General features: G+C 70.7%; 20 protein-coding genes and 1 pseudogene. 12 read left to right on the top strand and 9 right to left on the bottom strand.

Annotation, left to right across the window (positions count from 1 at the left end; translation table 11 throughout):
• Position 1: 1 nt before the first annotated feature.
• Both kdpF and D3105_RS16125 read right to left on the bottom strand, forming a co-directional pair.
• Positions 2-91 (bottom strand): K(+)-transporting ATPase subunit F, encoded by a 90-nt coding sequence (gene kdpF / locus D3105_RS16120; protein ID WP_010058599.1) that lies wholly within the window; start codon positions 89-91, stop codon positions 2-4.
• A 260-nt stretch (positions 92-351) separates the two neighbouring features.
• The gene (locus D3105_RS16125) at positions 352-783 is read right to left on the bottom strand and encodes a hypothetical protein (RefSeq protein WP_118903883.1); all 432 of its coding nucleotides are present in this window, start codon (positions 781-783) and stop codon (positions 352-354) included.
• Positions 784-931: 148 nt separating this feature from the next.
• On the opposite strand from D3105_RS16125, the gene D3105_RS16130 reads away from it, so the two are divergent.
• Positions 932-1,150 carry a hypothetical protein gene (locus D3105_RS16130; protein WP_010058605.1) on the top strand — a complete coding sequence of 73 codons (219 nt, stop codon included), beginning with the start codon at positions 932-934 and terminating at the stop codon, positions 1,148-1,150.
• Positions 1,151-1,244: 94 nt separating this feature from the next.
• Here the strand turns inward: D3105_RS16130 and D3105_RS16135 are convergent, their stop codons facing one another.
• The 3 genes and pseudogenes from D3105_RS16135 to D3105_RS16145 form a co-directional block, all read right to left on the bottom strand.
• The gene (locus D3105_RS16135; protein ID WP_118903884.1) at positions 1,245-1,823 is read right to left on the bottom strand and encodes a hypothetical protein; all 579 of its coding nucleotides are present in this window, start codon (positions 1,821-1,823) and stop codon (positions 1,245-1,247) included.
• Between the two features lie 66 nt (positions 1,824-1,889).
• Positions 1,890-2,723, bottom strand: coding sequence for a DUF4328 domain-containing protein (locus D3105_RS16140; RefSeq protein ID WP_118903885.1), 834 nt, complete (start codon positions 2,721-2,723; stop codon positions 1,890-1,892).
• A gap of 147 nt (positions 2,724-2,870) precedes the next feature.
• A pseudogene (locus D3105_RS16145) lies at positions 2,871-4,600 on the bottom strand (family 20 glycosylhydrolase); the annotation flags it as partial.
• A gap of 471 nt (positions 4,601-5,071) precedes the next feature.
• Here D3105_RS16145 and D3105_RS16155 point away from each other — a divergent pair.
• From D3105_RS16155 to D3105_RS16200, 10 genes are all read left to right on the top strand, one after another.
• Complete coding sequence (locus D3105_RS16155) at positions 5,072-5,638, top strand: 2-oxo-4-hydroxy-4-carboxy-5-ureidoimidazoline decarboxylase (RefSeq protein ID WP_240646923.1); 567 nt, start codon at positions 5,072-5,074, stop codon at positions 5,636-5,638.
• Positions 5,639-5,849: 211 nt separating this feature from the next.
• On the top strand, positions 5,850-6,230 hold the full coding sequence (gene sdhC, locus D3105_RS16160) for a succinate dehydrogenase, cytochrome b556 subunit (RefSeq protein ID WP_010058610.1): 381 nt from the start codon (positions 5,850-5,852) through the stop codon (positions 6,228-6,230).
• A 5-nt stretch (positions 6,231-6,235) separates the two neighbouring features.
• Entirely contained in the window at positions 6,236-6,718 is a 483-nt protein-coding gene (locus D3105_RS16165; RefSeq protein WP_118903887.1) for a succinate dehydrogenase hydrophobic membrane anchor subunit, read from the top strand.
• Between the two features lie 29 nt (positions 6,719-6,747).
• The gene (gene sdhA / locus D3105_RS16170; protein ID WP_118903888.1) at positions 6,748-8,502 is read left to right on the top strand and encodes a succinate dehydrogenase flavoprotein subunit; all 1,755 of its coding nucleotides are present in this window, start codon (positions 6,748-6,750) and stop codon (positions 8,500-8,502) included.
• Positions 8,502-9,269, top strand: a complete 768-nt coding sequence (locus D3105_RS16175) for a succinate dehydrogenase iron-sulfur subunit (RefSeq protein ID WP_118903889.1) — start codon at positions 8,502-8,504, stop codon at positions 9,267-9,269. Before sdhA ends, D3105_RS16175 begins: the two co-directional genes overlap by 1 nt.
• Positions 9,270-9,410: 141 nt before the next feature.
• The gene (locus tag D3105_RS16180; protein ID WP_010058615.1) at positions 9,411-10,010 is read left to right on the top strand and encodes a hypothetical protein; all 600 of its coding nucleotides are present in this window, start codon (positions 9,411-9,413) and stop codon (positions 10,008-10,010) included.
• A 16-nt stretch (positions 10,011-10,026) separates the two neighbouring features.
• A complete protein-coding gene (locus tag D3105_RS16185) occupies positions 10,027-10,890 on the top strand; it encodes a hypothetical protein (RefSeq protein ID WP_118903890.1) in 864 nt (287 codons plus the stop codon).
• 95 nt (positions 10,891-10,985) lie between these two features.
• Positions 10,986-11,420: a hypothetical protein gene (locus tag D3105_RS16190; RefSeq protein WP_010058617.1), complete on the top strand. Its 435-nt coding sequence runs from the start codon at positions 10,986-10,988 to the stop codon at positions 11,418-11,420.
• On the top strand, positions 11,393-11,911 hold the full coding sequence (locus D3105_RS16195) for a thiol-disulfide oxidoreductase DCC family protein (protein WP_240646924.1): 519 nt from the start codon (positions 11,393-11,395) through the stop codon (positions 11,909-11,911). The genes D3105_RS16190 and D3105_RS16195 overlap by 28 nt, the downstream gene beginning before the upstream one ends.
• A gap of 10 nt (positions 11,912-11,921) precedes the next feature.
• Positions 11,922-12,671 (top strand): TetR/AcrR family transcriptional regulator, encoded by a 750-nt coding sequence (locus D3105_RS16200; protein WP_118903891.1) that lies wholly within the window; start codon positions 11,922-11,924, stop codon positions 12,669-12,671.
• Between the two features lie 58 nt (positions 12,672-12,729).
• On the opposite strand, the gene D3105_RS16205 is transcribed toward D3105_RS16200, so the two are convergent.
• From D3105_RS16205 to D3105_RS16215, 3 genes are all read right to left on the bottom strand, one after another.
• Positions 12,730-14,283 (bottom strand): ABC transporter substrate-binding protein, encoded by a 1,554-nt coding sequence (locus D3105_RS16205; protein ID WP_118903892.1) that lies wholly within the window; start codon positions 14,281-14,283, stop codon positions 12,730-12,732.
• Positions 14,284-14,555: 272 nt separating this feature from the next.
• Complete coding sequence (locus D3105_RS16210) at positions 14,556-15,953, bottom strand: metallophosphoesterase (RefSeq protein WP_118903893.1); 1,398 nt, start codon at positions 15,951-15,953, stop codon at positions 14,556-14,558.
• A gap of 33 nt (positions 15,954-15,986) precedes the next feature.
• Positions 15,987-16,232, bottom strand: coding sequence for an SCO4848 family membrane protein (locus tag D3105_RS16215; protein WP_010058624.1), 246 nt, complete (start codon positions 16,230-16,232; stop codon positions 15,987-15,989).
• A 133-nt stretch (positions 16,233-16,365) separates the two neighbouring features.
• Here D3105_RS16215 and D3105_RS16220 point away from each other — a divergent pair, with 133 nt between their 5' ends.
• On the top strand, positions 16,366-17,712 hold the full coding sequence (locus D3105_RS16220; RefSeq protein WP_240646925.1) for a D-alanyl-D-alanine carboxypeptidase family protein: 1,347 nt from the start codon (positions 16,366-16,368) through the stop codon (positions 17,710-17,712).
• Here D3105_RS16220 and D3105_RS16225 read toward each other — a convergent pair.
• Positions 17,709-18,650 (bottom strand): YihY/virulence factor BrkB family protein, encoded by a 942-nt coding sequence (locus tag D3105_RS16225; RefSeq protein WP_118903895.1) that lies wholly within the window; start codon positions 18,648-18,650, stop codon positions 17,709-17,711. The two genes, D3105_RS16220 and D3105_RS16225, sit on opposite strands and share 4 nt — an antisense overlap.
• Between the last annotated feature and the right edge of the window lie 42 nt (positions 18,651-18,692).

Genomic DNA, 18,692 nt, shown 5'->3' on the forward strand with positions numbered 1-18,692 from the left:
CTCAGAACCTCTCCGGATACAGGAGAGCCAGGACGAGATATCCGAGCAGGGACACGGCCACGACGAGCCCGACGATGTTTTCTGCGGTCATGGTCTGGTCACCGCCCGGGCGATGAGAGCCACCAGCGCGAATACCGCGATCGTGGTGGCGACGAAGGCCAGGTCGGCCATCGCGAACTCCTGAGGATGCGAGGAAGGAAATCAGCCGTTCGGCCGATACGAGCAAACCTCGACTTCACCCCGGGGATGAGCCGCCTTGACGGGGTCCATATGAATGCGGCGCCGCCCTTGACGACTGTCTGACGCCCGCTTGACGCGCGCCTTACGCCGTGGGCCGGCAGGCGGCAGGCCCTACAGCTCGCCGTCCTCGGCCAGCGCGTCCCAGTCGATCCCGCGCAGCGCGGGATCGGCGTCCTCGCCCGACGGCACGACCGCGGTGTCCTGGAACCACGCGACGACGAGGGCGGAGCGGTGCATCACCGGGTCGAGTCCGGCATCGACCACCGTCGAGCGGAAGACGCCGATGCACAGGACGGAGGGCAGCACCTCGACCGGGCCGAAGGCGCCGCCCGTCTCGTCCGGGTACGTGAGGACGGGCGGGACGATATGGACCGGGAGTGCAGGGAAGGCCTGTTCGGCCCGCCGCCGCAGGCCCCTGGTCTTCATGTCGTTGACCGGCTTGCACGGGTAGCCCTCCAGCATCCCGGCGTAGGTCGAGTCCATCCTGACCTGGGTGAGTTCGACCGAACGGCCGGAGGCGAGGACGACGTTGCTCAGCGGCATGCCGTCATCGTAGGGCCCCGCCACGGTAGCGGTGACCGGGCGGCTTTCGGACTTTCGCAGGTGATTTCCCGACAGTGCCCGGTGAGCCGTCCCCTTCCCCTCCTAAGCTCTACACGTCTGTAGATCTACTGGGAGAAGGGGAACGCGCGTGGCTTCGATCGACCTGGACAAGGTGCTGGACAAGGCGTGGGCGGACAAGAGCGTGCCCGAGGTGCTGGCGGCGCCGGTGTCCGCGCTCAAGGGCGTGTCGGACCGTCAGGGTGACCTGCTCAAGGAGGCGTTCGGCGTGGTGACGGTCGCCGATCTCGCCGCACTGAAGTACGTCGGGTGGGCGCAGGCCCTGGCGGCGCTGGACGCGGCGAAGTAACGCCGGGCCGGTCGGTACGGGTGTCGTGGACGGCCTCGTCCGCGACACACCCGTACTGTCCGCGCACCAGGGCGAAAAGACCCTGCCGTGCCCCTCAGCCCCGGCCCCTGGCCCGCCGTGACATCACCGCGCGCAGCACCCGGCGGCCCTCCGTGGACAGGTCCAGCGCCTTGCGGAGGCCTGCGCCGCTGCCCGCCGTGCCGGTGGTCTCCGCGAGGATCTCCAGGATCCGGACCTGGCGTTCCAGCTCCCCCGCGACCAGCGGGCCCACGGCGGCGGGTTCACCGCTGCGGGCCGCCTTGAGCAGGTCCTCCTCGTCCGCCGGCACGTCCCCGTCCGGGGCGTCGAACCGGCCGTGGACCCGGAGCGCGACCAGCGAGCAGGCGTCGGCCCACTCCCGCAGCGGTCCGGCGGCGAAGTCGGAGGGGGCCGCGCCGAGCATGGCCCGGACGAGCGCGGCCGGGCCGTCGGGGACGGACGCCTGTTCCATCGCCGTCCGTACCGCCGCGAGCCGGATGGCCCAATCCTGTCCGTTCTCGCAGCTCGCCCAGAGCGGGCGCAAGGGCTCCGCGTCCGGCCCCGCGAGCAGCGGCAGGCAGCGTTCCAGGCAGGCCACGGCACCGGCGGCCAGCGCGCGCTCGTCGGCCCGTCCGATCAGTTCCAGCAGACTCATCGACGTCTCCCTCGGTCTACCGGATACTGCGCCGAATGGCCGAAAATCGTCACTTTGGCGCGGGTGTCACCTGTGTGCCCCCGGGGCCGGAGCAGGTGCCGGGCCGTCAGGCGCCCGTCCGTACAGGGCCCGTTCGACCTGCATCCCGGTCACGGCGCGGACGTAGAGGACGGCGAGGACGGCAGCGACGATGTCCACCGCGTTGGAGGCCGCCAGCAGGCCCCCGGCCCGCACGACCTCCTCCGCCCCCACGGCCCGGTCCCACAGGCGCTCGGTGACGCGGGTGAAGAGGAGGCTCACGACCCACGCGCCCCACCAGAGGTTGAGCGGGGTCCGGGAAACCGTGCGCCAGCCCCCGTCCCGGCTGGTCTGCGCACTGGCCTCCCACACACCGCTCGCCACGCGGTAGGGGAACCAGAAGTTGGCGACGGGGACGAACCAGCCGCCCACCGCCCAGCCCGGACCCATGCGCTGCACGGAGGCGTCGAAGACCTCGGCGTTCCGGCGGGTCCGGTGGAACCAGATGATGAAGACGACACCGGCGGCCGGCAACGCCACGCCCTGGGAGATGGTCGCGATCCCGTACAGCGCCTCGGCCGTGCGGCCGTCCCCGGTGTAGATGTTCAGGGCGCCGTCCGTCACCAGCCCCTGCCAGAGACCGCGCAGATGCAGCCCGGTGCCGATGGCGAACAGGTCGGCGGCGATCACCAGGCCGAGCAGCGCCGTCACCGCCCGGGCGAGGCCGACGGGCGAACGCGGCCAGGTGGCCACGCCCCAGCCCCCGGGCCCGGAGACCGGGGCCATCAGGCCGTCCGGCAGCGGGGGCCGGGTGCCCGAGCAGAAGGTGCACAGGCCGTCGTCGGTGACGGCCGTTCTGATACGGCAACGGGTACAGAGCACGGAGGTCCCCCCAAGGACGTGATGGACGTGATGTCGGTGTGTGACCTCTCGCGTCCCCTCCCCAGGAGCGCGCGGTCGGCGGACCGTAGCCCGTGGACAGCACACCTGTCCACGGGCTGCGGTCCGCCGCCGGGGAACGCCCCGTAACTACCCCGCGCTGCCCGTCTGCTCCGCCAGCTCCTGGAACTGCGCCCAGCTGAGCGCCGGCTTCCGCGGGTCCCACAGCTTCTGCGAGGTCGCCACGAGCGGCATCCTGATGCCGTTGGCCACCTGCTCGGTGGTCTGCGCGTTCGGCAGGTCGCCCCAGACGGCGAACCGGCCGCCGAGGATCTGCTTCGAGTAGCGCTCGGCCACGGGTTCGGTGCCGCGCAGGACCAGCGGGGTCCACTGCTCGTAGATCCGCTCACCGGTCGGGTAGACGAACTCGTTGGGCTCGCCGAGCACGTAGTAGAGGAACTCGTCGTTGAGGTTCAGCATCTTGTAGCCCTCGGCGAGGTACTCCTGCGGCGGGCGGGCGCCGATCTCCTTGCCGGTCCAGTACTCGATCTCGATGTTCTCGTCGGCCTTGACCTTCGTGCCCCGGAAGAGCCCGTCGTTCCAGGCCTTCGCGGTCCGGCCCTTGGGGACGACGACGTCCGCGCGGTCGTTCAGCCAGCTGGTGGCCAGGTCTTCGATGGTGGCGTCGGCGCCGTGCCTCTCCTCGGCGGCCCGCTGGAGCTGGGGGTAGGAGGCGGCGGGGTTCTGGACGGTCAGCGCCTGGTACTCGTCGGCGCCGAGGTGCCAGAACCGCCCCGGGAAGAGCTCGGTGTACTCCTCCAGGAGTTCGTCGATCAGCTTGGCCGCGGCCGGCTTGGAGATGTCGATGGAGCCCTTCGACTCGACGCCCGCGGTGTTGCGCAGCTGGAGGTCGGGGTGGGCGGCCAGCACCGCGCCGAGGTGTCCGGGCGAGTCGATCTCGGGGACGACCTCGATGTGCCGGCTGTTGGCGAGGCCGACGATGCGGCGGACCTCGTCCTGGGTGAGGGCCTCGTCTGAGACCACCTCGGGGTGGGACTTCGACTCGATCCGGAAGGCCTGGTCGTCGGAGAAGTGCAGGCCGAGCTGGTTGAGCTTGAGGTCGCCCATCTCGCGTATGCGGTCCTCTATCCACTCCGCGCTGTAGTGCTTGCGCGCGATGTCGAGGTTGAGCCCGCGCTGCGGCCGGTCCGGCCGGTCGTTGACGACGCCCTCGGGGACCGTGCCGTCCGCTTTGAGCGACTGTTTGAGCGTACGGGTGCCGTAGAAGACGCCCGACTCGTCGGGGCCGGTGATCTTCACCTTCCGGTCGCGCACGGTGAGCGTGTACGACTCGGTGGGGCCCGCGTCCTTGGCGCCGAGCGCCAGCTCGACGTCCCCCGTCCGCGCCGGCTCGGCGCCTCGGTAGCGGATCTTCAGCTCCTTGGCGAGCAGCTGCGCCTCGTCGGCGAGCACCTGGCTGCCCTTGGCGATGACGACGGTGCTGTCCCCGCCCGGCTGCCAGCCGGGCCCCCGGGCCGCGGTGTGCTCGCGCACCGCGGGGATCGTGCTCGGGGTGCTGGACATCGGGTAGCTGCGGGAGGGCGACGGGGCGGCGGCCTCGGCGGAGGTTCCGGAGGGCGACGCCGTGTCACACGCCGTGCCCCCGGGGGCCCCCGGGCCGCGGTGTGCTCGCGCACCGCGGGGATCGTGCTCGGGGTGCTGGACATCGGGTAGCTGCGGGAGGGCGACGGGGCGGCGGCCTCGGCGGAGGTTCCGGAGGGCGACGCCGTGTCACCGGACGGTCCGCTGCCGGATCCGTCCGGCCAGACGACGACGGTGAGGACGACGGCGGCTGCGGCCGTGACAGCCGCGCCGGTGACAAGGGCACCACGCGTGGGCGACATCGGGCGGATTCCTCCGTTGAGGGGTCAAGGACAGGTGAAACGAGTGAATAGGGTGCAAGGCTGGCATTTTTGCCGCGGCCTCGCCCATCGAGGACGGCGGGCGACCGGACGGAACCCCGGCCGACGCAGGTCAGACGTCCATCACAGGTTCCGAAACTCTCCCGTTCGGGTGATTCTTCTGCGGTCCGTCGGACGGCCGCCGACCGGTCTCGTTAGCGTTGCGGCACATTCGTCTCCCTCTTCACTCCCACCCCGCGCAACCTCCTTGCGCTCCCGCCTGTCTTTCAGGGACGGAAGACCTTCGCGTACCCCTGCGGGCCCTTCGCGGGATCACAGGGCCCACCGGGTCACAGCTGTCACTGATACGAGGAGTCCACGCTGTCCAGGTCCAGCGAGTCCCCCGCCGGCCTGCCGAAGCGATCCGCGCCCCCGGCCGGCCGGTCGGCCGTGCCCGTGCAGCCGCGCCACCCGGCCCCGGCCGACGCCCCGCTCGCGGCCGGCCGGTCGGCCGTGCCGCCCGCCGCCGGGGCGCCGGTCGATCATGCCGTCGGCCTGGCCCATTTCAACAGCCTTCCCTTCGCCGCCGCCGAGGCGGCCTTCCTGGAGTGCTGCGGCAGTCTGCGCTGGGCCCACCGGATGGCCGCCCACCGCCCCTACCCCGATCTCGGCGCTCTACTGGCCGCATCCGACGAGGCGGGCTACGACCTCGCGCCCAGCGACATCGCCGAGGCCCTGGCCGCGGAGCCCGCCCCCTGCCTGCACCACGACGCGCCCCGCGCCGCCCATCTGGCGCTGCGGGCCGCGCACGCGGCGTACGAGAGCAGGTTCGGCCACGCCTTCGTGATCTGCCTGGACGCCTACGCGCCCTCCCAGCACGTGGACCAGGTGCTGGCCGGGATCCGGGTCCGGCTGACGCACGAGGTGGACGAGGAGCGGGCGGTGACCGCCGAGGAGCTGCGCCGACTCGCCCGGAGCCGGATCGTCGAGCTGATGACCGCGAGCCCCGGGCAGTAGCGGTGGGCCGGGCCTCCGGGGCCTGACCGACAAGGCAGTCTCTAGCCCGTACGTGCCTGTTTGATTGCCACTTTGATCACACCAGAGGCCCCGGCGCGAGCGAACCGACAAAGCGTCGCTACGATGGCCGGGGCCGGTGGACCGTACCCGGCCGGGTCAGACCGACAGTCAAGCCGGCCGACCCCAATCCCCGCTCCCGGAGGGTTCTTCCGTGCCGGCTGGAACGCTGTACCGCGGCCGGGAAGGCATGTGGTCGTGGGTGGCTCATCGAGTCACCGGTGTCCTCATTTTCTTCTTCCTGTTCGTACATGTCCTGGACACCGCTCTCGTCCGTGTCTCCCCCGAGGCCTACGACGACGTCGTGGCCACGTACAAGACGCCGATCGTCGCGCTCCTCGAATACGGCCTGGTGGCCGCGATTCTCTTCCACGCGCTGAACGGTCTCCGGATCATCGCCGTGGACTTCTGGGCCAAGGGCCCGCGCTTCCAGAAGCAGATGCTCTGGACCGTGCTGGGCATCTGGATCGTGCTGATGGTCGGGGCCCTGTACCCCGTCCTCGGTCACGCCGTACGCGACGTCTTCGGGAGCTGAGGCCCATGTCCAGCGAGACTTCTTCCGCAGCCGCGATCGGCGACGTCGAGGGCGTGAGCCTGTATGACGTCGACAACCCGGCCCCGGTGATCGAGCCCCCGCGCAAGCGCACGGGCAAGACGCCCAAGGCCTCCCGCGGCAACTTCGAGATGTACGCCTGGCTCTTCATGCGCCTGTCGGGCATCCTCCTGACCGTCCTCGTCATCGGCCACCTGCTGATCCAGCTGGTGCTCGACGGCGGCGTCTCCAAGATCGGCTTCGCCTTCGTGGCGGGCCGCTGGGCCTCGCCGTTCTGGCAGGCCTGGGACCTCATCATGCTGTGGCTCGCCATGCTCCACGGCGGCAACGGCCTGCGTACGGTCATCAACGACTACGCCGAACGGGACAACACCCGCTTCTGGCTGAAGATGCTCCTGTACACCGCCACGGTGTTCACCGTCCTGCTGGGCACGCTGGTGATCTTCACCTTCGACCCGAACATTCGCTAGGCGCCGGGACAGAGGGACCAGAGGAAACCATGCAGATCCACAAGTACGACACCGTCATCGTCGGCGCCGGCGGCGCCGGCATGCGCGCGGCCATCGAGTCGACCAAGCGCAGCCGCACCGCCGTGCTCACGAAGCTCTACCCCACCCGCTCCCACACGGGCGCCGCGCAGGGCGGCATGGCCGCCGCGCTGGCCAACGTGGAGGAGGACAACTGGGAGTGGCACACCTTCGACACGATCAAGGGCGGCGACTACCTGGTCGACCAGGACGCCGCCGAGATCCTCGCGAAGGAGGCCATCGACGCCGTCCTCGACCTGGAGAAGATGGGCCTGCCGTTCGGCCGCACGCCGGAGGGCAGGATCGACCAGCGCCGCTTCGGTGGTCACACCCGTAGCCATGGTGAGGCCCCGGTCCGTCGCGCCTGCTACTCGGGCGACCGCACCGGCCACATGATCCTCCAGACGCTGTACCAGAACTGCGTCAAGGAGGGCGTGGAGTTCTTCAACGAGTTCTACGTCCTGGACCAGCTGATCACCGAGGTCGACGGGGTCAAGAAGTCCGCCGGCGTCGTCGCGTACGAGCTGGCGACGGGCGAGATCCACGTCTTCCAGGCGAAGTCGGTCATCTACGCCTCGGGCGGCACCGGCAAGTTCTTCAAGGTGACGTCGAACGCGCACACCCTGACCGGTGACGGCCAGGCCGCCTGCTACCGGCGCGGTCTGCCGCTGGAGGACATGGAGTTCTTCCAGTTCCACCCGACGGGCATCTGGCGCATGGGCATCCTGCTGACGGAGGGCGCCCGCGGTGAGGGCGGCATCCTCCGCAACAAGGACGGCGAGCGCTTCATGGAGAAGTACGCGCCGGTCATGAAGGACCTCGCGTCCCGTGACGTCGTATCGCGCTCCATCTACACGGAGATCCGTGAGGGCCGCGGCTGCGGTCCCGCCGGTGACCACGTGTACCTGGACCTGACGCACCTGCCGCCGGAGCAGCTGGACGCCAAGCTCCCGGACATCACCGAGTTCGCGCGGACGTACCTCGGCATCGAGCCCTACACGGACCCGATCCCGATCCAGCCGACCGCGCACTACGCCATGGGCGGCATCCCGACCAACGTCGAGGGCGAGGTGCTGGCCGACAACACCACCGTCGTCCCGGGCCTGTACGCCGCCGGCGAGGTCGCCTGTGTCTCCGTGCACGGCGCCAACCGTCTGGGAACCAACTCGCTGCTCGACATCAACGTCTTCGGCAAGCGCTCCGGCATCGCGGCCGCCGAGTACGCGACGAAGAGCGACTTCGTCGAGCTGCCCGAGAACCCGGGACAGCTGGTCGCCGAACAGGTCGAGCGGCTGCGCAACTCGACGGGCACCGAGCGGGTCGCGGACCTGCGCACGGAGCTCCAGGAGTGCATGGACGCCAACGTGATGGTGTTCCGCACCGAGCAGACCATCAAGACGGCGGTCGCCAAGATCGCCGAGCTGCGCGAGCGCTACCTGAACGTGTCCATCCAGGACAAGGGCAAGCGGTTCAACACCGACCTGCTGGAGGCCATCGAGCTGGGCAACCTGCTCGACCTGGCCGAGGTCATGGCGGTCTCCGCGCTCGCCCGCAAGGAGTCCCGCGGCGGTCACTACCGCGAGGACTACCCCAACCGCGACGACGTCAACTTCATGCGCCACACCATGGCGTACCGCGAGGTGGCCGCCGACGGCGCCGAGTCGATCCGGCTCGACTACAAGCCGGTCGTGACGACCCGCTACCAGCCGATGGAGCGTAAGTACTGATGGCTACCCCGACCCTGGACAAGACCGACAAGGCCGAGGCCGGCTTCGCCGACTCGCCGTTCATCATGGCCACGTTCCGGATCCGCCGCTTCAACCCCGAGGTGTCGGACGAGGCCCAGTGGCAGGACTTCCAGATCGAGATCGACCCGAAGGAGCGTGTCCTCGACGCCCTTCACAAGATCAAGTGGGAGCTCGACGGAACCCTGACGTTCCGCCGTTCCTGCGCCCACGGGATCTGCGGCTCCGACGCGATGCGGATCAACGGCAAGAACAGGCTCGCCTGCAAGACGCTGATCAAGGACATCAACCCGGACAAGCCGATCACGGTCGAGGCCATCAAGGGCCTCACGGTCCTCAAGGACCTCGTGGTCGACATGGACCCGTTCTTCCAGGCGTACCACGATGTCATGCCCTTCCTCATCACCAAGGGGAACGAGCCGACCCGCGAGCGTCTGCAGTCCCCCGAGGACCGCGAGCGGTTCGACGACACCACCAAGTGCATCCTGTGCGCCGCGTGCACGTCCTCGTGCCCGGTGTTCTGGAACGACGGGCAGTACTTCGGCCCGGCGGCGATCGTCAACGCGCACCGCTTCATCTTCGACTCGCGCGACGAGGCCGGCGAGCAGCGCCTGGAGATCCTCAACGACCGTGACGGCGTGTGGCGTTGCCGCACCACGTTCAACTGCACGGACGCCTGCCCGCGTGGCATCGAGGTCACCAAGGCGATCCAGGAGGTGAAGCGCGCGCTCATCACGCGTCGCTTCTGACCTTCCCGTAACTCCGATTACGCCGACGGGCCCCGCCCCCGCAGCCTCACCGCTGCCGGGGGCGGGGCCTGTTGCTGCACGGGGCCCGCGCGAGCGGTACCGTTCAGCGGAGCTGAAGACCGAGAAGGAACGGGGATCGTCGTGAGCGAGCCGAATCCGTACGCGGACGACGCGTACAAGTGGGGCCCGCCCCAGCAGCCGGGCCATCAGCCCACCGTCGCGGACGGCCAGGCGTACGGCTATCCGAACCCGGGCGGCGCTCCGGCGTACGGCTATCCGCAGCCTCTGCCGGAGTCCGCGACCCAGCCCGGGCCCGGTTACGGGTACCCCCAGCACGGTCAGCCGACGATGCCCGGCCAGTACCTCCCGGTGCCGCAGGGCGTGCCGGGCCAGGGCGGGGTGCCGGTGCTGTCGATCGGCGACATCACGGTGATGAACGACGCGATCGTCACCCCGTCCGGGTCGATGCCGCTCAAGGGCGCGGTGTGGACGGCGACGGACATGTCGCGTACGGAGGAGAAGATCCCGGCGCACGCGATCGTGCTGGCGATCATCTTCGCGCTGTTCTGTCTGATCGGGCTCCTGTTCCTGCTGATGAAGGAGAAGCGGACCACCGGCTTCGTGCAGGTCACGGTCACCAGTGGCGGCCGGCACCACTCGACGATGATCCCGGCGATGGGGCCGCACACCTTCCCGGCGATCATGGGCCAGCTCAACCAGGCCCGCTCCATGAGCATCTGAGCCACGGGCCCCGCTCATGGCACGTTTCGCACATACGGTCACCGTCGCGGCCCTGGACCGGGGCTGGTTCGAGGAGGCCGCCGACGCGCTGGTGGACCTCCTCGACGCCTCCCGGGAGGGCCCGGACGGGGCGGTGGTGCTGGCCGACGGGCGGGCGGTGGATGGCCTGCGGCTGCTGAAGGGGCGCCATCTGCGGCCGGGGGCACGGTACGGGGAGGTCCCGGCGGCGCCCGGGACGGCCGCTACGCCCACGGAGGCCGCCGACGGCTCGGCGCGCGCGTCCGGGGCGGGTGACTCCGCCGCGGCGCCCTCGTCCGTCGTCCTGCGCGCCTGGCGGCCGTCGCACTCCGTCGAGATGGAGAGCCTCGTCGTGGAGGACGGCCTGTCCCTGAAGGTGGGGCTGCGGCTGAGCGGACCCCGCAGGCCCCGCGCGGTGGAGCTCTCCCTGTCGGGGCATCAGCCCGGGGGCGGCTCGCTGTACCGCTTCTCGGGGCGCGCCAAGGCCGATCTGGCGGCCTGGTGGGCGGCGGTGGACCGGCTGCCCTCCGCTCCCCCGGCCGCCCGCGCCCCGGTGGCGGGGCGGGCGGTGCACCGGCTGGCCAAGGCGCGTCTCACCCTCACCCCGCGCCCGGCCGAGGACGGCTCCTGGCGGATCGCCGTCGTACTGAGCGTGCGCGGGCGGTGGCTGCTGCGGCCGGTGGGCGCGGTGGTCCTGCTCTTCGCCCGGGGCCCGCTGGAGCGGGGCCTGCGGGAGGCGGCGGAGAGCGCGGCCGCGGAGTGGAACACGGCACTCGCGGAGCTGACGCCGTTGCACGGCGAGGCTTTGCGCGCGGAGATCGCGGACGCGCTGACGGATCCGGACGGGGCCGCCACCCTCTGACCCCACCCCTGTAGCCCCCTTCTTGAACATGTTCAAGAAGGGGGCTACAGTCATGCCCAAGAGCAGTTTTGAACGCGTTCAAGGGAGGGTGGGGCATGGACCTCACTGTTGTCGCGTACGTCATCTACCTGCTGATCAGCGTGGCGCTCACCGTCTGGGTCGCCCGCACGCTCAGCCGCAACGGGCGGATCTTCCTCGCCGATGTGCTGCACGGGAACGAGAAGCTCGCCGACGCCGTGAACCACCTGCTGGTGGTCGGCTTCTATCTGGTGAACCTCGGGTTCGTCACGCTGTATCTGAAGAACGCCGACGGGGTGGCCGACGCCCGCGAGCTGTTCGAGGCCCTCTCGGTGAAGGTCGGCGTCGTCCTGCTGGTGCTCGGCGTGATGCATCTGGGCAACGTGTGGGTGCTCAGCCGGATCCGCCGCCGCAGCGCCCTGGAGCGCGAGCAGACCCCGCCGGTCCCGCCGCAGGGCTGGACCCCGCCGGCGGCCCAGGGCCCGTGGACCGCCCCCGCGGCCGGCCGGTGAGCCCGGTGGCCGAGGCGGCGCCCACCGAGCCGGCGGACCAGGCGCCCGAGGCAGCGCCCACGGGGGCTGCCTGGCCCGGCCCCGTCCGGCGGCTCACCGTGCTCTACGACGCACAGTGCCCGCTCTGCGTCCATCTGCGGGGCTGGCTCCAGCGGCAGCGGCAGCTCGTGCCGCTGGATCTGGTCCCCGCCGCATCGGCCGAGGCCCGGCGGCGGTTCCCCGAGCTGGACCATGCGGCGACGCTCCAGGAGATCACCGCGGTCGGCGATCTGGGGCAGGTCTACCGGGAGACGGCCGCCTGGATCGTCTGCCTGTGGGCGCTCGCCGAGTACCGCGCCCGCGCCCACTGGCTGACCACCCCCGCCGGGCGGCCCTTCGCGCGGGGCACCGTGCTGGCCGCCGCCCGCTACCGCTCGATGGCCGTCCCGCCCTGCGCACCCGGGGCCCGCGAGTGCGCCGCCCCGCCCGGCGGCGCGTGGGGTCCCCGATAACCTTGGGCCCGTGGTGAAGGAAGAGAAGAACGTGCAGGAGAAGAGGCCGGCCAAGGCCGCGAAGAGCGAGCAGACCCGCACGCTGATTCTCGAAACGGCGCTCCGGCTCTTCGCGGAGCGGGGCTACGACCGGACGACCATGCGGGCCATCGCCCAGGAGGCGGGCGTCTCGGTCGGGAACGCCTACTACTACTTCGCCTCGAAGGAGCACCTGGTCCAGGGGTTCTACGACCGGATCGCCGACGAACACGCGACGGCGGTCCGGCCGGTGCTGGAGGGCGACCGTGATCTGACCGTGCGGATCAGGGGCGTGCTGCTGGGCTGGCTGGACGTGGCGGAGCCGTACCACCGCTTCGCCGCCCAGTTCTTCAAGAACGCGGCCGATCCGGACAGCCCGCTCTCCCCGTTCTCGGAGGAGTCGGCGGCCGCCCGCGACGCGGCGATCTCCATCCACGAGCGCTGCATCGCCGGGGCGGACGTCAAGAGCGACCCGGAACTGGCCCCGCTGCTGCCGCAGTTGATGTGGCTGATGCAGATGGGCCTGGTGCTCTTCTGGGTGTACGACCGCAGCGAGGGCGCCGAGCGCAGCCGTCGGCTCGTCGAGCGCACCGCACCGATCGCCGCCCGGGCCATCGCGCTCTCCCGGTTCCGGGTACTGCGCCCGCTGGTGCGGCAGGTCCACGGGCTGCTGGTGGAGTTCCTGCCGGGTGCCGGCACGGGTACGGCGACGGCCGGGGCGGGGCCCCGGCCGTCGGACTGACGTCGGACCGGAGTCCGACGGAAGCGGTGCCCCCGGCCGTCGGCCGGGGGCGGACCCGTCAGATCCAGGCCAGTTCCCACAGGCGCCAGGTGCCGGTGCCGTCGGAGAGGTACTGGGACCCGGCGACCTCGGACTTGGCGACGACGTAGTCCTTCTTCTGCCACAGCGGCAGCAGTGGGACGTCCTCGCCGACGAGCGCCTGCATCTCCTTGAAGTCGTTCGAGGTGCGGCTGCGGTCGCTGAACTGCTGCGTGGCGGCGATCAGCTGGTCCATCTTCTTGCTGGAGTAGCCGCTGTGCAGGACGTTGCCGGTGCCGACGAGCGGCTGGCTGAAGGTGTCGGGGTCCGGGAAGTCGGGGAACCAGCCGACGGTGTACATGTCGTACTTACCGGCCGCGTACTCCTTCTGGTACTTCGTCCACTCCACGGCCTGGACCGAGACCTTGAACAGCCCGTCCTTCTCCAGCTGACGGCGCAGCTCGGCGGTCTCCTTGGTGTACATGTCGCCCTCGCGGTAGGCGAAGTCGATGGCGACGGGCGTCTGCGCCCCGGCCTGCTCCAGCAGCTGCTTGGCGCGCGCCGGGTCGGCGGAGGGGTAGGCGTCGAAGAACGGGGTGCTGTGCCCGATGTAGCCGGTGGGGATCAGCGAGTACAGCGGGTCGACGGTGCCCTGGTAGACGTTCCGGACCAGCGGGCCCCGGTCGAGGAGCGCGGCGACGGCCTGGCGGACCTCCTTCTCCCCGAACGGCGAGTTCTCCCGGGAGTTGAAGATGATGTTGCGGATCTCGGCGCTGGCCGCCTCGGTCACCCGCACGTCCGGGTCGTTGACGTTGAGGTCGGCGAGCGTCTCGGACGGCAGCTGGCGGTGGGCGATGTCCACCTCGTCGTTGTCCCAGGACGTCTGCAGTTCCTCGGAGGTCTTGAAGTAGCGGATGTTGACCGCTTCGCCGGTCTTCTTGAGCGCGCCCCGGTACTTCAGGTTCGGCACCAGCTCGGCACGGTTCCCGGACTCGTACGACTTGAGGACGTACGGGCCGGAGCCGTCGACCTGGTTGCCCGCACGGAGCTTGTCCTCGGGGTACTTCGTGGGGTCGACGATCGCGGCGGCGCCGGTCGCGATCTTCTGCGGGAAGGTCGCGTCCCTGGCGGACAGGTTGAACGTGATCGTGCGGCCCTCGGTCGTCACCGTCTTGAGGGTCGGGAAGAGACCCGCGGGGCCGACCTCCGACTTGATCCGGAAGATCCGGTCGAAGGAGTACTTGACGTCCTCGGCGGTGATCTTGCGGCCGTTGGAGAAGGTCAGGTCGTCACGGAGCTTGCACTGGTACGTCTGGAGCTTCTGCCCGACGAACCCGCAGCTCTCGGCGGCGTCCGGCTCCGGCGTGACGGCGTTGGGCTTGAACGTCATCAGCGACTGGTAGATGTTGCTGTAGATCGCCCAGGAGCCCGCGTCGTAGGCGCCGGCCGGGTCGAGCGAGGTGACGACGTCCGACGTTCCGACCGTGATCGCGTCGGTCTTCGCCTCCCCCGACGGGAGCAGTTGCCAGGCACCGACGCCCGCTATGACCAATACCGCGAGAATCGCGAGAATCCGTACCCGGACCGACCGCATTGCCGTGCTCTCCCTTAACAGCCCCACCACGGCGGTCGCGTTTGTGACGCGCACGTCGCCGCATGTTCGCGCTTACCCAATCACACGATTTTCACATCTGGAAGAGTAAATGGGGCGCTCACAGCCTTTTATTGGACACGGGCGGGAAGCCCTGTCCGAAAAGGCTGTTTCGCGTCTCCCACCTGCGGGTTTCCGTAGCTGACGGTGACGCTTCGGTGTGGATTTCATGATGAAGGGCCGGAGGGCTCCGGACCGTCGCACCCGCAACCCTGCTATGCCTGACGGGAGGCCAGCTCCACGACGGTGATGTCGGACGGGGCGCCCACCCGGACGGGCGGGCCCCAGGCGCCCGCGCCGCGCGAGACGAAGAGCTGGGTGTCTCCGTAGCGTTCGAGGCCGGCGACGGTGGGGTTGGCCAGCTCGGCGAGGTAGTTGCCGGGCCAGAGCTGACCGCCGTGGGTGTGGCCGGAGAGCTGCAGGTCGACCCCGTGCTCGACGGCGTCGTGGATGACGACCGGCTGGTGGGCCATCAGGACGGCGGCGCGGCCCCGGTCCCGGGCGCCCAGCGCGCGGCCGAAGTCGGGCCCCTGCCCCTCGGTCTCGCCCGCGATGTCGTTGACGCCGGCGAGGTCGAAGCCCTCGATCTCGACCCGGGCGTTCTCCAGCGGGACGAGACCGAGTTCGCGGACGTGATCGATCCACTCCGCGGCGCCGGAGAAGTACTCGTGGTTGCCGGTGACGAAGTAGCTGCCGTGCCGGGCGCGCAGGGCGGCCAGCGGTTCGGCGGCGGAGCCGAGGTCCGCGACGGACCCGTCGACGAGGTCGCCGACGACGGCGACCAGGTCGGGCGAGGTCGCGTTGATCGTGTCGACGATCCGGCGGGTGTGGGCGCGGCCGAGGATCGGGCCGATGTGGATGTCGCTGACCACGGCGATCCGGAAGCCGTGGGCGGCGCGGGGCAGTTTGGCCAGCGGGACGGTGATCCGCTTGACGCTGGGCCCGCGCAGCACGCCGTACGCGCCGTACCCGACGGTCGCGAGCCCCGCGGCGGCCGCCGCGCCGCCGACGACCCGGGAGACGAAGAGCCGACGGGAGGGGTGGGGGGCGAGGGCGGGCGCGTGGGTGGTGGCTGCCGGTTCCGCAGCGGGTTCCGTTTCCGGTTCCGCCACGCGGCCGGAAGCGTCGGATGCCGTACGCGCCACCGCTTCCGACGGGGCGGAGGCCCCGGCGGAACCGGACGTCACCAGCTCTTCGGTGCGGGGACGGGTCTCGTCCGGGGCCTCCGTGGGGATGCCGGAAGTCTCCGCGGGGGTTCCGGAAGGCGTTCCGCTTTCCGCCCCGGCCCGTGCCGCGTCACGCCGGGCGAGGACCCGCAGGAGCACCGGGCGTACGACCTCGCCCACGAGCAGCGCCAGCGTCAGATAGAGCAGGCAGGCCAGCCACAGGAAGCCCGGCCAGGCCAGCACCTGCTGGAGCCAGAAGGGGGCGCCCACCCGGCCGGACGTCATGGCGCCGACGCTCAGCAGGGGCAGGACGAAGGCGGCGACGGTGCCCGCCCGGCGCAGCCGGCTGCCTGGCTCCGTCGTGTCACCGACGAAGCGCCGCCACACATACCGGTGCACGGCGCCGAGCAGCGCCAGCACCACGAGCCCCACGAGAGCGAAGACCACTGCAGCCATCCGAGCTTCCCCATGTTCCCGTCGTCATGCGCGTGTGTCGCGCAAAGCCCGGACTCCGCGCAACCCGATCACGCCGACCGCCGTCCCCAGAAGAAAGGACGTGATGGCGAGCAGCAGGTGCACCCAGAAGTAGCCGGTCGGATCACCCGCGTCGTCGAAGGCGAGGCCACTGCCGTCCTGCCACAGATTTTTGACGAAAGTGATCCAGATGAACCAGCTCCACACCCCGAACGCGAGCAGGAACCAGGACACGCGGCGGCTGAGCTTCATGGGTCCAGTATCGCCGTCGTCCCTGGGCCCCCTCCTCCGGGGTGGCGTCCGAACGGGGCCGTCCTGGCGTTCCCTGCGGCGGGTCAGCCGGTCCGGCTCCGCATCCCCAACTTCGCCCTGTACGTTTCCGACCGTGCCTGCTCTGAAAAAGATCGCCCTCACGGTCACATCCGCCGCCTTGTTGTCCGGTTTCGTCCTCAGTCCGGCCGTAGCGGCCGACAAGGACAAGAGCGACGACAAACAGCCGAAGCCGCCGAGCACGATGTCCAGTCTCGGCGGGGAGCAGCTCGGCAAGGCCGGCACCCAGGTCAACCTGGGCGCGGGGGCGCCGGTGCTGCCGAAGAAGCTGTCGGGCCGGTCGTGGATCGTCGCGGACGCGGAGAGCGGGGACGTCCTGGCGGCGCACAACGCGCACTGGCGGCTGCCGCCGGCCTCCACTCTGAAGATGCTCTTCGCCGACACGGTGCTGCCCGCGCTCCAGCCCACCCAGACCCACAAGGTGTCGGAGAGCGAGCTGGCGGGGGTCGGCGAGGGCAGCAGCCTGGTCGGCATCAAGGAGGACCACACCTACACGGTCCACGACCTGTGGCTCGGGGTGTTCCTGCGGTCGGGCAACGACGCGGTGCACGTCCTCTCCGAGATGTACGGCGGTGTCCCGCAGACGGTGGCCGCGATGCAGAAGCACGCGGAGGAGCTGCAGGCCCTGGACACCGTGGTGGTCTCGCCGGACGGGTACGACGCACCGCGCCAGGTCTCCAGCGCGTACGACCTGACGCTGATCGCCCGCAGCGGGATGCAGAAGAAGGACTTCCGCGAGTACGCGGCGACCGCGTCGGCCGACTTCCCCGGTGAGAAGAAGAAGGGGAAGAAGCGCGAGTCCTTCGAGATCCAGAACACCAACCGGCTGATCACCGGGGACATCGGCGTGGATCCGTACAAGGGCATCGCGGGCGTCAAGAACGGCTACACCACCCACGCGGGCAACACCTTCACCGGCGTCGCCGAGCGCAACGGCAAGGTCCTCCTGGTCACGGTGATGAACCCGTCGGCGGAGGAGAGCCACGCCGTCTACAAGGAGGCCGCCCACCTGCTCGACTGGGGCTTCGCCGCCAGCGGCAAGGTGACCCCGGTCGGCCAGCTGGTGCCGCCGAAGTCCGTGGACACCGGCACCTCGACCGGCGGCAAGGGCGCGGCGCCCGCCGCCGGCGCGGACCAGGGCACGGGGGGCCAGGCGGAGGCCGCGCACGCCTCCGCGGCGAAGGGTTCCAGCGGGGTCGGGGTCGCCCTGGCGATCATCGGCGGACTGCTGGTGGTCGTGGCCGCCGCGGTGTACCTGGTCAACCGCCGCTGGCCGCTGGCGGGCCTGGGCGGCCGCACCGCGCCGGCGGCAGACGCGCCGGAGACGAAGGACGCGCCGGAGGCGGCCGAGCCGGCCGCCTCCGGCGGCGAGGGCGCGGAGAAGCCCGCAGACAAGGCCTAGGCGCGGGTCGAGCCGCCGGGCGCCTCGGCCCCGGCGGCCTTCTGCTCCACCTCGGGCTCCTCGTCCGGCTGCCCCACGCCCTCTTCCTCCTTGCTCCCGGTGGCCGTCCACGCGGCGCAGAACAGCAGCAGCTTCGCGGTGAAGTTGATCCACAGGAGCAGGGCGATCGGCACGCCGAACGCCCCGTACATGCTCTTGCCCGCCACGTCCCGCATATAGCTGCCGAGCAGCAGCTTGAGCAGTTCGAAGCCGACCGCCCCGAGCAGGGCCGCGACCACCAGCCGCCGCCGGGGCGGCTCCACGCCGGGCAGCAGGGTCAGCAGATAGAGCAGCAGCAGGAAGTCGGCGACGACCGCGACCGCCAGCGCGGCCACCCGCAGCAGGATGCCGCCGGCCCCGCCCTCGGGGATGCCGATCTGGTCTGCGGTCCAGCCCACCGCCGTCGAACCGACGGTGGAGACCGCCAGGGTGGCGAGCCCCGCGCCGCCGAGTCCGACCAGCAGCACGGCGTCCTTCACCTTGGCGACGACGGGGTTGGCCTCCTGGACGTCGTCCAGTTCCCAGACCGCGCGCAGGCATTCGCGCAGCGAGCCGACCCAGCCGACGCCGGTGAACAGCAGCAGCGCACCGGCCACCAGGCCGACCGTGCCCGCGTTGGCCACCAGACCGTCGATGCCGAGCTGGTCGGAGATGCCGGGCACCTGGTCGGCGAGCTTGTCCTTGATGGTGTCGAGCTGCTTGTCGCTCAGCAGGGCGGCGGCGATCGCCGCGCCGACCGCGATCAGCGGGAAGAGGGCGAGGAAGCTGATGAAGGTGATCGCCGCCGCGAGCCTGGCCCAGTGGACCCGGTCCAGCCGCTCGTAGGAACGCCAGGCGTGCGTCTCCATCAGCCGGGCGACCAGGGGCCCGATCACCGGGAGTTTCTTGAGCCAGTCCATGACGTCACGCGTACCCTCCTGAGCCCGGAACACCAGCGGCCC

The sequence above is a fragment of the Streptomyces globisporus genome, assembly GCF_003501885.1.
Lineage (GTDB): Bacteria > Actinomycetota > Actinomycetes > Streptomycetales > Streptomycetaceae > Streptomyces > Streptomyces globisporus_D.